The sequence below is a fragment of the Desulfonatronum sp. SC1 genome (assembly GCF_003046795.1).
Classification (GTDB): domain Bacteria; phylum Desulfobacterota; class Desulfovibrionia; order Desulfovibrionales; family Desulfonatronaceae; genus Desulfonatronum.
On record NZ_PZKN01000012.1, the window covers coordinates 1 to 16,089 of the forward strand.

Consider the following 16,089-nt stretch of genomic DNA (forward strand, 5'->3'; position numbering starts at 1 on the left):
CTTTCTCAGGACACTTATTTGTCGCCTTTTCAGCTCAACTGCTTCGGTTCGCCCCCTTCAGCAGGCCTGCCAGGGGCAACGCTGGGGGCTGGTCGCATAATTGGCGCTGACTTTTTGCAGGGACATCTTACTTAACCAGAGGAGGCTCAGTCCCTGGAAAACAAATGCGATAAAAACGCAACAATTGTCCCCAAACCAAATCCAAAAAGCCCTATTCCGCTGAAAATAATACCCATACCTTTATCAGCTCCAGGGGAAGCGTCCAAACTAACCAGAAAGAAAAAACCAGAAATTGCAGTTAAAGCAGGCAAAATAACCAGATGGACATTATCACGATCTATAGGCGATTTCAGAGGTTGCTTATCGCCACACACCGGACAGGGTTTGTGCTGAATATAACTTGAATATAGTGTTGTCCCATTAACCATATGTTTGATATGACCAATACTATGGAACTCTGAAAAATCCAGCAATGCATCGCATGTTTTACAATTGCCTTGCGCACCAACAGCAACAGAGTGGCCACACTTGGGACATTTTTCAGCAAATTTACTGATCGCTTTTGAACAATGACGACATGTTATGAAATTACTCACAGCATACCATTTCCGTAATAATTTTAACCTAGTGCGCCATACTTCCAATCCAAAACAAGGCAAATATCAGAGCGCACCGCCTTCACCGTAGTTTCTTCGCCAAAATTGGGACAATGATCAATATTCTAGTGTAGGCAACTTTATTTAAAATCTCTTATCGCACTAGACAACAGCCCTCCCAGTCAAAAAGTCTCTGTTTCAGGCGAATAGTGGACATGCAAAACGAAAGCGATCACAGGGTAGGCACTCAGTTGGCTGTGAGCATTAGGATTTTGTCCCAACTTCGACCATGCTGGCGGAAAAGCATGTTCTCAGCTTCAGAATCATCGAAACAGACTCCTTCGTCCCCAAAAATTCTTTGCCGAAGACGATTTTAGCTCACCTTATTCTTTTCCAACATCTTTGTTCCACCTATCGCTGCGCCCACCCCTATTGACAAAACAAACAAGGCCATCCACTTTTCTTCAGTAGAACCAAAATGAGTAAACGCAAAATAAACTTCATACAGACCAACGAAAAACAGTACTACACCAATAATGACAACAATTATACCCCACAGTGTTTTTGCATCCATCGAAATACATCTCCTTACTTTAGTCAATAATAGTATGATCTCATCAAAAAAAAAATGAAAACGCCCTTTTCAACATAGAATTTATCAGCTTAGACTTTTACGTCTCTTGCATCACTATTTTGCAAATAAGGCTAGCCCCCTACATAATCAATAGTCAATAAAATACCAGCCAATTCTTACGGGCTACAGGCAAATATTTTCTCGTTTCATTGAAATAACGCATTGTACAACTTGGTTGTCAAAATAATTATGGCATATTTCCACCATGTTTCTAAATAATATTACCAAGATATTATTAATTTATCATAATCTGGCGCACATTCTCTGAAGGAGGGTGATCGCAACGAAGTCTTCCACGAAGAAAATCTGATGCGTAAACGTGTGCAACAATACCTTGTTGAAAGTCTCTACGTGTTCCGACAAGGATAGCGCAATGCTCACGACGGTAAGTATTATCTCCAGAAAATCGACACAACGATACCACCTGACCGTCAAAAAGGGCATAAGCCTCAATCGGCATTCTTAAATATTCACTAGAGGAAATCTCCATTACGATAGCCTCTTCATATCCCCTGACGAGATCCAAGCCCAAGGGGAGAATAGGCTGCCAATTGCGATTAAAATAAGTTTGAGCCCCTTCGAAAACACATTGCACCCTGTCACCGTAAGGCGCGTTGCGTCGCATGGCATCTAACTCCGCCTTTCTTGCTTCGGCTTCAGCAGCCCTCTGTCTTGCCTCCTCAGCTTTTCGAAGCACTAAAGCTCGGTCCAACTCCGCCTGTTGATTTCGGGCTTGAAGCTGTTGCTCTGGTGTCATCATTTGCCATTGCGCATCAGGTATATCCAAAGGGTTCCGATGCCCACAGGACAACAAGAGTAAAAATAAAATGGCAATGCCCCCAAATAGACATGGACGAAAAAATCGATGAAACAAAGTATCCACAAGCACCTCTCAACATTGTCAACCGCAGACAAAAAAGCGAATATAAAAACATAATGCCAAAAAAATCAGATTGCTAGCGAAAAAAAGGCGGACTTCTCCAGAAAAAAGGAAACATAATCAAGTCGATGGTCAATGCAACAAGATCAAGTATTGTCGTCTCTCACCTAGTAGATCACTTTCCTCTGGCAGGCTTTGCCAAAGAAGTTCAGGCCTTAATCATGATAGCTTTTTTGTAGCCGTTACTGTTTATGCTTCACCGATGCAAGACTACAAGAATCATTTTTATGGCTTTATTCTCATATTTCCTGACAGTTGGTTTCACACTAGAAAAACTCTTGAAGTTAGAGGAAGCTACCATAAATGAAAGCACCCCAACAAAGTATGGGCATGTATTTTCTTCAATACCAATTAAAAACGAGCCAATAAAAAACTATTATACTTTCAAAAGAGCACGCTTTTTTAGTTCAAATTCATCTTGAGTTAATACCCCCTTCTCCATTAACTCATGCATTATTTGAATTTCATTTGCAACGTTGATCGATCCATTCGATCTATCTCTAGGCAATATAAAACACCATACAAGAGCTATAACCCATCCTACACCCCAAAGTAATCCACCAAATATATTAATTAAAATGATTGGTATTTTGTAGGGGTGATTTTTTCTTACTGCGATTATTGTCGGCAATAGTGCCACGAGCAATATAAATACAAGTACAACAAAAAACCATAAACCAATCAAATCAAATAATTCTAACAACTCATAATACTCATAATAAAACATACACAGCTCCTTTATGTTGTTACATTATTATAATAAATTGCATATTCAAGATAGCTGCGAACCCTAACATCAAGCCTTCCCTCTGTACCCAGCTCACGCTCTCCCATGGTCTACGCGGAGTAGTTGCGAGCGACCACCACGGCATTGTTGTAGGCGTCCATGAAAGCTCCGGCGGTGACTTTTCCCCTGCGGGGTTCTGGTGTACGCCCCAAGACCGCCTCCAACAGTCCCTCCGGCAAAAAGACGACGGGCTTCCCGAAAAAATGAAAACATGTAATGGCCGGAGGTTCTCTTCGTCCCCTTGTATTGATGGCGCAAGCGCCAAGTCCATCAAGGAAGACCCCTTCGGGATGGCTGTCGCCTGCGCCATTCCTTGAAGGACTTAGCTTTTTCGTTCTCACTTCAATCTGAGGACGCCGGACGGGGATGTCTCCCGGGGGGCGCCTAGAGTTTGCGCGATACGCCAGACTATTACACCAAATCCACGTCCAATGTCGAAGAATCAAGTAAAATATTACTATTTCTCAGCATACATCTCTTTCCTGTCGTTCAATTGCAACCATCCCTTTGCTATCCTATAAATAAACCAAATTGACACACCAATAATTATAAATACTCCTAAACCTATAATTACTAATACAAAACCTAGCGTAAACCACAAAAGACTGAACCAAAATGTTCTAATTTGCCATCGAAAGTGAGATTCAATCCATGTTCCTCGAACATCATTCATTTTTACATAGTTAATTATTACCCCAATGATAGATGTTACACCAAGCAAAAAGGATGCTGCTTGAAGAATATAAACCAACAAAGCGACCTTCTTCGCTGCCTGTTCCTGTTCAGGCGTCATACCAATCAAATTTCCGGATACATTCACTGAAACGTTATCATCCATTTTCTTGACTCCTTGCGAATGTTAAAAAAAAGCCCGACCACATCACTACAGAAGATGTGCCGGGCGGGGCTCTGAAAAAAGCAAACGAGAAGAAAGAGCGCCACAAGAGATGATCGCCCTCACTATTCTGCCTTGTTTTCGAGTGACTCATGGCGCGAAAATAATGTTTTGTCCGTAAAAAATACAAATTCTATTTCTTTCTTCTGGCGCGTTGCCTTCCGTCTCCAACCTTAACCAGGGAGGACAAAGCCTATGGTGCCAATCGGCATTGGAGGCCATTGTTTCCAAAGGTCACGCTCCCTATACAATAAAACGCAAGGAGGAAATCCAAGAGAAAGCAACCCACATGGAAAGCCAAAAGGGGCTGTTGAGGTAATCCCCTCATGATTCAATCGCTTTCACGAAACCCTTGCTCGCTAAAAGAAACCCATCGGCACATATTTTACGTTGCTGCAAATAGCCACTTTTACAACAACTTATCATAATATTAACACAATCCACATAAGACATCCAATTCATTCCATTCGTTGCGCCCCAACTACATCAGCAGACTAAGAGTGTCAATACGATTGTGTTATACTTTATTCATTTTTTTTGTTCTGTTTAAATTTTTCGCGGATAAAAATCGGGGCATTGTAGCATATTCTAAATATTTACAAGACCATCCATACATTCTCATAGACACTACAATCGACTTCCCAAAACTCGCCATCAATAATATCAACGCGTTGCACTCTGCGCTTGCTAGGCAATCGGCCAAACAACATGACTTTAGCCTTGCTTCGTGTAAACTTGGACTAATTTCTGCCAAACTGAGCTTGACGACCTCGTGCTTTCCGTTTTTTCAGACACATCCTCTTTTTCAGACAATTACGAACCCGTGAACGAATTATGGCGGACGACTTGTCCAAAGCGACGTTTTCGAAAATAAGTGTGGATCGAGAGTAAACCCTACACATAGGCCCCCAAAGTGCTCCAGACAAGCTGGCCGAGTCGACAAATCTTTCTTTCGTCGTTTCCGGGCTGACTGTCTATTTTTTCGGACCCTGATTCGGCCTGCGAAGAATACTTGGCTTCCGAGTACTTGAATTTCGCTCACTCTTTTGTCGCTGGCCAGCGACACAAATCAGGCACGCTTTTTGATAAGAGGACTGCGACGTTCGCGGTTTTCTTTGGCCGAGGCTCGTCCCGCCCCAATCCGTCACTATGTTCGGGCGAAGAGACTGGCTAAAGGCCCTCGTATATGGTGAGAGGCTTGCACCCTTGTTGTTGGATTTAACTTTTTTCAAGGAGGAGTTGAACATGTCCGTTGGAGTCCTGGCACTTATCGCCGCGTTACCCATTGCCCTGGCCCTGGTGCTGATGGTCGGCTTTCGCTGGCCGGCCACCAAGGCCATGCCGCTGGCCTGGCTGGTCACCGCCGTGGCCGGCGTCGCCGTCTGGAGCCTTCCGGTCGGCTACGTCGCCGCGCTGTCCATTCAAGGCGTGATCACGGCCATCGGCATCCTGATCATCGTATTCGGCGCGATCCTGATTCTGCATACCCTGCGCGATTCCGGAGGCATGGAAACCATCCAGTGCGGAATGCAGAGCATCTCTCCGGACATGCGCGTGCAAGCCATCATCATCGGCTTCCTGTTCGCGGCCTTCATCGAGGGCGCGGCGGGCTTCGGCACACCGGCGGCCCTGGCCGCTCCGCTGCTCCTGGCCCTGGGCTTCCCGCCCCTGGCCGCGGCGGTCATTTGTCTGGTCTTCAACTCCTTCCCCGTATCCTTCGGCGCCGTTGGCACGCCCATCATCATCGGTCTGACCTTCCTGCGCGACCTGGTGGGCGACGCCGTGGCCACCGGGGCCGTGGGCGTGAACTTCACCAGCTATGAATCCTTCGGCATGCTCATCGGCCAGTGGGCCACCCTGATGCACCTGCCGATGATCTTCATCCTGCCCATCTTCATGCTCGGCTTCATCTCCCGCTTCTTCGGCCCGAACCGCTCCTGGTCCGAAGGCTTCGGCGCCTGGAAGTTCTGCGTCTTCGCCGCCGTGGCCTTCACCATCCCCTACCTGATCTTCGCCTGGTACCTGGGTCCGGAATTCCCGTCCCTGATCGGCGGACTGGTTGGCCTGGGCGTGGTGGTCTGGGGCGCCAAGCGCGGCATCGCCGTGCCCAAGGACACCTGGACCTTTGGTTCCCAGAAGAACTGGGATCCCGAATGGACCGGTTCGATTAATACCGCAGCCGAGGGCTGCAAGTTCGAGGCTCGAATGAGCCAGTTCAAAGCTTGGCTACCTTATATTCTTATTGGAGCAATACTGGTAATTACACGCATCACTACTACTATAGGTGGCACTTACACCATCAATTTAGGGGTATTTGAGCTTGTTATTGTTACACCTGAGATAGTTATCGGTTTGAAAGCTTGGCTTTCAAAGATGGTTATCACCTTCAAAAGCATCCTGGGCTACGAAACCGTGAGCGGTTCCATCTCCTATCTCTACTTGCCCGGCACCATTCCCTTCGTGCTCGTGGCCATCCTGACCATCTTCATTCACGGCATGCCCGGCGACAAGGTCAAAACAGCCTGGATGGATTCGATCAAGAAGATGAAAAACCCGGCCATCGCCCTGTTCTTCGCCGTGGGTCTGGTCTCCATCTTCCGCGGGTCCGGCATCGGCGATCTGGCCCTGAACCCCAACGCCTACCCCTCCATGCCCCTGGCCATGGCCAGCGCGCTGTCCGAACTGGTGGGCCAGGGCTGGCCGGTGTTCGCCTCCTTCATCGGCGGGCTGGGGGCCTTCATCACCGGCTCGAACACGGTTTCCAACCTGCTCTTCGCCGAATTCCAGTGGGGAATGGCCACCCAGCTTGACCTACCCCGCCAGCTCATCGTCGCGGCCCAGGTCGTGGGCGGCGGCATGGGCAACATGGTCTGCATCCACAACATCGTGGCCGTGTGCGCCGTGGTCGGCCTGTCCGGACAGGAAGGCGCCATCCTGCGCAAGACCTTCTGGCCCTTCCTCCTTTACGGAGTGATCGTGGGCATCACGGTCCTCATATTGATGAGCATCCTGCCAGCCGACCTCTTCTAAACCTACTTCCCTTCCCCGGGCGGACCAACGTCCGCCCGGGGATCTTTGCCCAAAGTCGACTCAAGGTTTAATGGGCACGGCTCACGTCTAACCACTTCCCGTAAGCAGTGCGCATTGAAACTTGAACCCCACGCAAAGGAGATTTGCAATGATCAGAGATGCGTTGAAAAATGAATTCCAGCGGATCGTCGGCAAGGATAACGTGATGACCGAGCCCGACGAATTGCACGCCTATTCCTACGACTCCGCGGTCCTGGATCAGACCCAACCGGCCATCGTGGTCCGCCCGGAGAATTCCGAAAGCCTGGGTCAGGTGGTCAAGCTGTGCAACGAGAACGGCCTGAAGCTGACCGTGCGCGGAGCCGGGACCAACCTTTCCGGCGGTACCATCCCCCATCCCGGCGGCGTGGTCTGTCTGACCACGGCTTTGGACAAGATATTGGAAATCAACGAGGAGGACCTCTACGCCGTGGTCCAGCCCGGCGCGGTCACGGCAAAATTCGCGGCCCAGGTGGCCGCCAAGGGCCTGCTCTACCCACCTGACCCTGGCTCCCAGGCCGTGTCCACCCTGGGCGGCAACGTGGCCGAGAACGCCGGAGGCCTGCGCGCCCTGAAATACGGCGTGACCAAGGACTACGTCATGGGCGTGGATTTCTTCGACGTCAACGGCGAGCTGATCCGCTCCGGCGGCAAGACCGTGAAGTGCGTCACCGGGTACAACCTGGCCGGGTTGATGGTCGCCTCCGAAGGTACCCTTGGCGTCTTCGAAAAGCTCATCCTCAAGTTGGTCCCGCCGCCGGCAGCCTACAAGGCCATGATGGCCGTGTTCCCGGACGTGATGGACGCCTCCCGGGCCGTGGCCGCGATCATCGCCAACAAGATCGTCCCGGCCACCCTGGAATTCATGGACAACTTCACCATCCGCACCGTGGAGAACTTCCGCAAGGCCGGCCTGCCCGTGGACGCAGCGGCCATGCTGCTCATCGAAGTGGACGGCCACCCGGCCCAGGTGGAGGACGACGCGGCCAAGGTGGAGTCCATCTGCAAGGACAACAAGGCCCTCAGCGTCCGCGTGGCCAAGGACGACGCCGAGCGCAACGCGGTTTGGCAGGCCCGCCGCGACGCCCTGCCGGCCCTGGCCCGGGTCCGTCCGACCACGGTCCTGGAGGATGCCACGGTGCCCCGCTCCAAAATCCCGGCCATGATGCAGGCCCTGGATAAGATCGCCAAGAAGTACGACCTGACCATCGGCACCTTCGGCCACGCCGGGGACGGCAACCTGCACCCGACCATTCTCACGGACAAGCGCGATCAGAAGGAATGGCACCGGGTGGAAGCGGCCATCGACGCCATCTTCGAGGAGGCCCTGGCCCTGGGCGGCACCCTGTCCGGCGAGCACGGCATCGGCCTGGCCAAGTCCAAGTACCTGAAAAACGAATACGGCGTGGGGACCATCAACTACTCCCGCAGGATGAAGAGCGTGCTTGACCCCAACAACATCCTCAATCCGGGCAAAATCCTCGGCCCCCTGCTCGCCTAACCGGAGGACATTATGGCCGACATCAAAAAACTCGTATCCATGCTCAAGGAGTTGGACGACCTGCTCACCGGCTGCATGCGCTGCGGCATGTGCCAGGCCCAGTGTCCGGTCTTCGCCCAGACCGGCCGGGAGACCGACGTCACCCGCGGCAAGCTGGCCCTGCTTTCCGGCTTATCCGAGGAGATCCTCAAGGATCCGGAAGCGGTCAATGAAAAACTCCAGCGCTGCCTGCTCTGCGGCACCTGTGAGGCCAACTGTCCCTCCGGGGTCAAGGTCACGGACATCTTTCTGCGCGCCCGGGCCATTCTCACCGGCTACCTGGGCCTGCCGCCTACCCAGCGCCTGATCTTCCGCCGGCTGCTGACCAACCCGAAGTTGATGAACAATCTGCTCTCCCTGGGATCGTCCTTGCAGGGCCTGTTCACCAAAGACGCGGACAGCGTCATCGGCACGTCCTGCGCCCGGTTCAACGCCCCGCTGATCGCGGACCGGCATTTCAAGAAGCTGGCTTCGAAATCGCTCCATTCCCAGACTCCCCACAAAGACACCCCTTCGGGCAAGTCCGGCCTGCGGGTGGCCTTTTTTCCCGGCTGCGTCACGGATAAAGTCTTTCCCCAAGTGGGCCAGGCCGTGCTGAAGATCATGGAACACCACCAGGTTGGGGTCTTCATGCCGCCCAATCAGGCCTGCTGCGGCATCCCGGCCCTGTCCAGCGGCGAAACCGAAGTCTTCGACAACTTGGTCCGCCAGAACCTGGACCTGTTCGCCAAGGGCAAATGGGACTACCTGATCACCCCCTGCGCCACCTGCACGGCGACCATCGCCGAACTCTGGCCCAAGTATTACGGGGACAAGATGGACGCGGTCCGGGTCAAAGAACTCGCCGACAAGGTCATGGACGTCAGCCAGTTCCTTAACGACGTCCTGAAGGTCACTCCGAAAAAAGCCGCAAGCCCGGCCAAGGTGGCCTACCACGACCCCTGTCACCTGCGGAACACGCTGAAGATCACGGCCCAGCCGCGCCAGGTCCTGGCCGCCGGGGGTAAATACGCCGCGGCCGAACTGCCCGGCGGACCGTCCTGCTGCGGGTCCGGCGGCAGCTTCAACATCAAGCACTACAAGCTGTCAGACGTCATCGGCCGTAAAAAAGCCGAAAGCATCGCCGCCACCGGCGCCAAGATCGCGGCCACCAGCTGCCCGGCCTGCATGCTCCAGCTCTCGGACATGCTGTCCAAGTCCGGACATTCGATTCCCGTGAAGCATGTGGTGGAGTTGTACGCGGAATCGTTGTAACGTAGCTGGATAGGTGATTTACGGAAAAGTAGGGGCGGCTCGCGAACCGCCCCTACCGTCATGCAAAACCGCGCGGTGGACGGAACATGCATTCCCGTGAATCGCTTAACCACCTCAAAACCAAAGGATCCCCACCCATGGCCAAGAACCTCTACGTCATCAACACGGAGTCCCGCAGCGGCAAATCGGCCATCTGTCTCGGCCTGATGCAAATGCTCATGCGCCATATCCGGCGGGTGGGATTTTTTCGACCGATCATCAGCGCCCAGGGCAACGGCAAACGGGATCACGACACCAACCTGATCCTGACCCAGTTCCATCTCAACGAAACCTACCAGGACGCCTTCGCCTACACCCTGGAGCAGGCCAGGGATCTGATCAATCAAGGTGAACACGCCTTGCTGATGGAGAACATCCTGGCCAAGTACAAGGCTTTGGAAACCCGGTACGACTTCATCCTCTGCGAAGGCTCGGACTTCGTGGGAGGAGATTCAGCCTTCGAGTTCGACATCAACGCGGAAATTGCCGCCAACCTGGGCTCGCCGGTTATCCTGGTGGCCAACGGCCAGAACAAGACCCCGAAGCAAATCGTGGCTCAGACCCAGATCGCCATCGACACCTTTTCCGAAAAGGGCCTGGATGTCCTGGCTACCATCGTCAACCGGGCCGAGAGCCTGGACAAGGACGAGATCATCGGCGGCCTGCGTTGCAAGTACCGTATACACGAGGAATGTCTGACCTACGCCATCCCCGAGGTGCCTTCCCTGGGCAAACCGACCATCAACGACATCCGCAAATGGCTGGACGCCGAGGTAATCGCCGGCGGAGATCTGCTGGACGTCCAGGTGGAGGACTACGTGGTGGCCGCCATGCAGGTGAACAACTTTCTGCAGTACGTTTCCAAGAACTCCATGGTCATTACCCCGGGCGACCGCTCGGACATCCTCCTGGGCTGCATCGCCACCCGGCAATCCCAGACCTATCCCGAGGTCGCGGGGATCGTGCTCACCGGCGGCATCAAGCCCCCGGAGTCCATAATGAAGCTTTTGGACGGCTGGACCGGCGTGCCCATGCCCATTCTCTCGGCCAAGGGCCACACCTACAAGATCACCAGAACCCTGATGGAAATGTACGGCCGCATCGAGCCCGAGGACCAGAAGAAGATCGCCACGGCCCTGGGTTCTTTCGAGGAGCACGTGGATACCGCTGAACTTTTCCAACGTCTGGAGACGAAAAAATCCACCAAGGTCACCCCGGTGATGTTCGAGTACAGCCTGATCGAAAAAGCCAAGGCCGAACGCCGCCACATCGTCCTGCCCGAAGGCGCGTCCACCCGCATTCTCCAGGCCGCGGACATCCTGCTGCGCCGCGGCATCGCGGACCTGACCATCCTCGGCCAGCCGGACGCCATTCGGGCCAAGGCTGCTCAGATGGGGCTGTCCCTGGACAAGGCCACATTCATTGACCCGGCCGCCTCGGAATACTTCGAGGAATACTGGAAGGCCTATTACGAGCTGCGCAAAAGCAAGGGCATGACCGAGGAAGTGGCCCACGACACCATGGCCGAGGCCACCTATTTCGGAACCATGATGGTTCAAAAAGGGCATGCCGACGGGATGGTCTCCGGCTCCATCACCACCACCCAGCAGACCATCCGTCCGGCCTTGCAGTTCATTAAGACCAGGCCGGGTATCTCCCTGGTCTCCTCGGTCTTCTTCATGTGCATGTCCGACCGGGTGCTGGTCTTCGGCGACTGCGCCGTGAACCCCAACCCCACGGCCCAACAGTTGGCGGAAATCGCGGTGGCCTCCGCGGACACCGCAGTTCAGTTTGGTGTTGATCCCAGGATTGCCATGCTCTCCTACTCCACCGGCGAATCCGGTTCGGGCCAGGAAGTGGAAAAAGTCCGGGAAGCCACGGCCATCGCCAAAAAGATGGCTCCGGAACTGCTCATCGAAGGACCGATCCAGTACGACGCGGCCTACGACCCGGACGTGGCCATGACCAAAATGCCCGACTCCAAGGTGGCCGGACGGGCCACGGTGTTCATCTTCCCGGACCTGAACACCGGCAACAACACTTACAAGGCCGTGCAGCGGGCCGCCAACGCCATCGCCATCGGCCCGGTGCTTCAGGGCCTGAACAAACCGGTCAACGACCTCTCCCGCGGCTGCACCGTGCCGGACATCGTCAACACCGTGGCCATCACCGCCATCCAGGCCCAGCACGCGGAAAGTAAAAATAGCAATTAGCCTAAAATGCCACGTCAACTTAATTTGAAGGGAAGATTCATGAAGATTCTCATCCTCAACTCCGGCAGTTCCTCGGTCAAGTATCAGCTTTTGGACATGACCGAGAAAATCGTTCTGGCCTCGGGCTTGGTGGAGCGCATCGGTGAGGCCACCAGCAAGGTCAAGCATGTCCGCCGCCCGGGCACGGATCAGGAACAGGCCTTTAACGAGGCCATGTCCATTCCGGACCACCCCACGGGCCTGGCAAAGCTGGTGGAGCTGATCACCGGCGAGCAGACCGGGGTCATCGCCTCGGTTTCGGAAATTCAAGGCATCGGCCACAGGATCGTTCACGGCGGCGAGGCCTTCAGCGCCCCGACCCTGGTGGACGAGGCCGTGATCGAGGGCATCAAAGCCCAGATCCCCTTGGCGCCGTTGCACAACCCCGGCGGGCTGGCCGGCATCGAGACCGCGCTGCGGCTGATACCCGGCGTACCCAACGTGGCCGTGTTCGACACGGCCTTTCACCAGACCATGCCTCCGGAAGCTTACCGCTACGCCATCCCCAAGGAACTCTACACGGAATTGAAAATCCGCCGCTACGGCTTCCATGGCACGTCCCATTTCTACGTGGCCAAGCAGTGCGCCAAGAAGTTAGGCAAGCCGCTTCAGGAAACCACCTGCGTGACGGTGCATCTGGGCAACGGCTGTTCCATGGCCGCGATCAAAAACGGCAAGTGCATCGACACCAGCATGGGCCTGACCCCCTTGGCCGGACTGGTCATGGGCACGCGCTCCGGCGACGTGGACCCGGCCCTGCATGCCTTCCTGGCGGACAACAAGGGCCTGACCATTCGCGAGATCGACACGCTGCTGAACAAGGACAGCGGGCTGAAGGGGATGTGCGGGAACAACGACATGCGCGACATCCACGATCTGATTGCCCAGGGCAACGCCGATGCCCAACTGGCTCTGCGGGTCTTCTGCCGCCGGGTGACCCAGTACATCGGGCAATACTTGGCCCTTTTGGACGGTGCAGACGCCATCTGCTTCACCGCCGGGATCGGTGAAAACGATTCCGCGGTTCGCCGCCTGTCCTGCGCAACCCTCTCCGGCCTAGGCGCGGTGCTGGACACCCAGCGCAATGCCGAAGCTCCCAGGGGTCGGGCAGCGGAAATCAGTACCGCCAACAGCCTGATAAAAATATTCATCATTCCCACCAACGAAGAATTGGAAATCGCCACCCAGACCATGGAGGTCCTGGGACAAAAGGAGACTGAGCGTGAGTCAGGAACACATTGAACTCTTTACTAAAAAAGCCGAAGCCGTTTCCGCGATCGTGAAGCGGATCGACAAACTGAACGAGGCCTACGCCTACGCCGTGGACGTCTGCCTGAACAAAAACGCCTGTCAGTTGCTGCTCTCCGGCTGCGAAAACGCCATTTCCGACGAGGCCTCGGATCTCTGCGAGGCCAAGGCCGCGGACAAGGTCATGGCCGCGCCCAAGCTGGCCGACGACCAGTACGCCGAACTGGCTAAAGCAGCGGAAAAGGCCGGAGTGAAGCTGATCGCCGACGGCCTGCGCAACCATCTGGCCGGAATCGACATCGGATTCGCCGTTGCCGACTTGGGGCTGGCCGAAACCGGTTCCCTGGTGTTGGACTCCTCTTCCGAGGATCTGCGTCTGTCCACCATGGTCAGTGAGATCAACGTGGTGGTCCTGCCCCTGTCCAAGTTGCGGGCCTCCAGCTACGAGGCCGAGGCCGAACTGCTGCCCATGATGCAAAAGGCCCCCAACTACCTGGCCTTCATCACCGGCGCCAGCCGAACCGCGGACATTGAACGGGTGCTGGCCATCGGGGTCCACGGACCACTGGAACTGCACATCCTGCTCTGGGAGGACGCGTAATGCAAACCGCCGTCAAAATAGAAGAATATCTCCAGGAAGTCGAAGAATCCCTGGGCAATGAGTTCCAGCGCAAGGCCCTGGACACCTTTGCCGTCGCCTACCGAACCGGCCGGGCCAATGCTTTCGCCGGAATGGACGTCAAAGGCCTGGTCGATGAAATCGCTCAGGCCAAGGACGACGGCATCCGGCGCATGGATGAACTGTACAACCAGTTCAAGCAAAAGGCCGAGTCCATGGGCGTCCATGTCCATCTGGCCGAAACCGCTGAAGAGGCCAACCGGATCATCGCCCGCATCGCCAAGGACAACGATTGTAAAAAGGTGATCAAGGCCAAGTCCATGACCGCCGAGGAAACCCACCTCAACACCCATCTGGAAGCCGAGGGACTGAAGGTCGTGGAATCGGATCTGGGCGAATGGATTATTCAAATGCGCGGCGAAGGGCCGTCGCACATGGTCATGCCGGCCATCCACCTTTCCCGCTTCCAGGTGGCCGACCTCTTCGCCGGGGTGACCAAGAAGGAGCAGGACCCGGACATCCCGAAGCTGGTCAAGGTGGCCCGTCGGGAGCTGCGCAAGGAATATGTGGAAGCGGACATGGGCATTTCCGGGAGCAACTTCGCCGTGGTGGAGACCGGGACCATCGGCTTGGTGACCAACGAGGGCAACGCCCGCCTGGCCACCACCCTGCCCCGGGTCCACGTGGCCCTGGTGGGGCTGGAAAAGCTGACCCCCACACTGCACGACGCCCTGCGCATCCTCCGCGCCCTGCCCCGCAACGCCACCGGCCAGCAGATCACCTCCTACGTGACCTGGATCACCGGCCCTAACGAGTGCAAGGGTGCACCGGACGACAAGAAGGTCATGCACGTGGTCTTCCTGGACAACGGCCGCAAGAAACTGGCCAAGGACAAGGACTTCGCCCAAATCCTGCGCTGCATCCGCTGCGGGGCCTGCGCCAACGTCTGTCCGGTCTACCGCCTGGTGGGCGGCCATAAGTACGGCCACGTCTACATCGGGGCCATCGGCCTGATCATGACCTACTTCTTCCACGGCAAGGACAAGGCCAAGTTCCTGGTCCAGAACTGCGTGAATTGCGGAGCCTGCAAGGAGGTCTGCGCCGCCGGCATCGACCTGCCCCGGTTGATCAAGGAAATCCATGCCATGATTCAGGACGAGGACGGCCACCCGGCCCAGTCCAAGCTGATGGGCTTGGTGCTCAAGAACCGCACTCTGTTCCACACCCTACTGAAGAACATGCGTTGGGCCCAGAAGCCCTTTGCCGAGCGTGACGGGCAGTACATCCGCCATCTGCCCACCGTCTTCATGAAGGACAAGGACCAGGATTTCCGCAAGCTGCCCACCATCGCGGACAAGGCCTTTCGCGACGAATGGAAGTCCATCAAACCCGAGGTGCGCAACCCTACTCTGCGGGTGGCCCTGTTCTCGGGCTGCGTCCAGGACTTCGTCTACCCCGAACAGATGAAGGCCGCGGTGAAGATCATCGCCTCCACCGGTACCGTGGAGTTGGACTATCCCATGAAGCAGTCCTGCTGCGGCCTGCCGGTGAACATGATGGGCGAGAAGCAGGCGGCCGTGGAAGTAGCTCGCCAGAACGTCCTGGCCATTGATCCCTCCAAATACGACTACATCATGACCATGTGCGCCTCCTGTGCCTCGCACCTCAAGCACAGCTACCCCAAGCTGCTGGAGAACGATGCCGATCTGGCCCCCAAGGTGGCCCAATTCGCGGACAAGGTCATCGATTTCAGCTCCTTCATCCACGATGTGCTGCAAATCTCGTCCATGAAGTTCAACCGCTCCGGCAAGCGTATCGGCTACCACGCCCCCTGTCACCTCTGCCGGGGCCTGGAAGTCCGCGAAGCGCCCCGGGAGGCCATCAACATGGCCCACGACTACGTGCCGACCTCCGAAGAGGAAGTCTGCTGCGGCTTCGGCGGTTCCTACTCCATGAAGTTCCCGGCCATCTCCAAGACCCTACTGGCAAAAAAAATGGCTAACCTGGAAGCCGGAGACATCGCCGCCGTGGCCACGGACTGCCCGGGCTGCGTGATGCAGATCCGCGGCGGCATGAAGGCTTCGGGCAAGGACATTGAGGTCAAACACGTGGCCGAGCTGTTGGCCGAGCGTCTGCGGTAGGCCGGCACGCCGACCGGTAGGGGCGGTTCGCGAACCGCCCCTCCTACGGCCGGGAGCAATCCCGGCCGTATTTTT

12 protein-coding genes are annotated in these 16,089 nt (G+C 55.4%); 7 read left to right on the plus strand and 5 right to left on the minus strand.

Annotated features, from left to right (window positions below; all coding sequences use genetic code 11):
* Positions 1 to 146: 146 nt before the first annotated feature.
* From C6366_RS19265 to C6366_RS08190, 5 genes are all read right to left on the minus strand, one after another.
* Complete coding sequence (locus C6366_RS19265; protein WP_146164797.1) at positions 147 to 596, minus strand: hypothetical protein; 450 nt, start codon at positions 594 to 596, stop codon at positions 147 to 149.
* 373 nt (positions 597 to 969) lie between these two features.
* The gene (locus C6366_RS08175; protein WP_107736902.1) at positions 970 to 1,170 is read right to left on the minus strand and encodes a hypothetical protein; all 201 of its coding nucleotides are present in this window, start codon (positions 1,168 to 1,170) and stop codon (positions 970 to 972) included.
* A gap of 295 nt (positions 1,171 to 1,465) precedes the next feature.
* Complete coding sequence (locus C6366_RS19270; RefSeq protein ID WP_146164798.1) at positions 1,466 to 2,113, minus strand: hypothetical protein; 648 nt, start codon at positions 2,111 to 2,113, stop codon at positions 1,466 to 1,468.
* A gap of 433 nt (positions 2,114 to 2,546) precedes the next feature.
* Positions 2,547 to 2,897, minus strand: a complete 351-nt coding sequence (locus C6366_RS08185; protein ID WP_107736906.1) for a superinfection immunity protein — start codon at positions 2,895 to 2,897, stop codon at positions 2,547 to 2,549.
* 517 nt (positions 2,898 to 3,414) lie between these two features.
* Positions 3,415 to 3,795 (minus strand): hypothetical protein, encoded by a 381-nt coding sequence (locus C6366_RS08190; protein ID WP_199221466.1) that lies wholly within the window; start codon positions 3,793 to 3,795, stop codon positions 3,415 to 3,417.
* A gap of 1,302 nt (positions 3,796 to 5,097) precedes the next feature.
* On the opposite strand from C6366_RS08190, the gene C6366_RS08195 reads away from it, so the two are divergent.
* From C6366_RS08195 to ldhH, 7 genes are all read left to right on the plus strand, one after another.
* Positions 5,098 to 6,882 carry an L-lactate permease gene (locus C6366_RS08195; RefSeq protein WP_107736907.1) on the plus strand — a complete coding sequence of 595 codons (1,785 nt, stop codon included), beginning with the start codon at positions 5,098 to 5,100 and terminating at the stop codon, positions 6,880 to 6,882.
* 148 nt (positions 6,883 to 7,030) lie between these two features.
* Positions 7,031 to 8,422 (plus strand): FAD-binding oxidoreductase, encoded by a 1,392-nt coding sequence (locus C6366_RS08200; protein ID WP_107736909.1) that lies wholly within the window; start codon positions 7,031 to 7,033, stop codon positions 8,420 to 8,422.
* Positions 8,423 to 8,434: 12 nt separating this feature from the next.
* Positions 8,435 to 9,715 (plus strand): (Fe-S)-binding protein, encoded by a 1,281-nt coding sequence (locus C6366_RS08205; RefSeq protein WP_107736911.1) that lies wholly within the window; start codon positions 8,435 to 8,437, stop codon positions 9,713 to 9,715.
* Between the two features lie 137 nt (positions 9,716 to 9,852).
* Positions 9,853 to 11,967 carry a phosphate acetyltransferase gene (gene pta / locus C6366_RS08210; RefSeq protein ID WP_107736913.1) on the plus strand — a complete coding sequence of 705 codons (2,115 nt, stop codon included), beginning with the start codon at positions 9,853 to 9,855 and terminating at the stop codon, positions 11,965 to 11,967.
* Positions 11,968 to 12,006: 39 nt separating this feature from the next.
* Positions 12,007 to 13,248 (plus strand): acetate kinase, encoded by a 1,242-nt coding sequence (locus C6366_RS08215; protein ID WP_107736915.1) that lies wholly within the window; start codon positions 12,007 to 12,009, stop codon positions 13,246 to 13,248.
* A complete protein-coding gene (locus C6366_RS08220) occupies positions 13,229 to 13,855 on the plus strand; it encodes a lactate utilization protein (RefSeq protein WP_107736917.1) in 627 nt (208 codons plus the stop codon). The genes C6366_RS08215 and C6366_RS08220 overlap by 20 nt, the downstream gene beginning before the upstream one ends.
* A complete protein-coding gene (ldhH, locus tag C6366_RS08225) occupies positions 13,855 to 16,014 on the plus strand; it encodes an L-lactate dehydrogenase (quinone) large subunit LdhH (protein ID WP_107736919.1) in 2,160 nt (719 codons plus the stop codon). Before C6366_RS08220 ends, ldhH begins: the two co-directional genes overlap by 1 nt.
* Positions 16,015 to 16,089 lie beyond the last annotated feature (75 nt).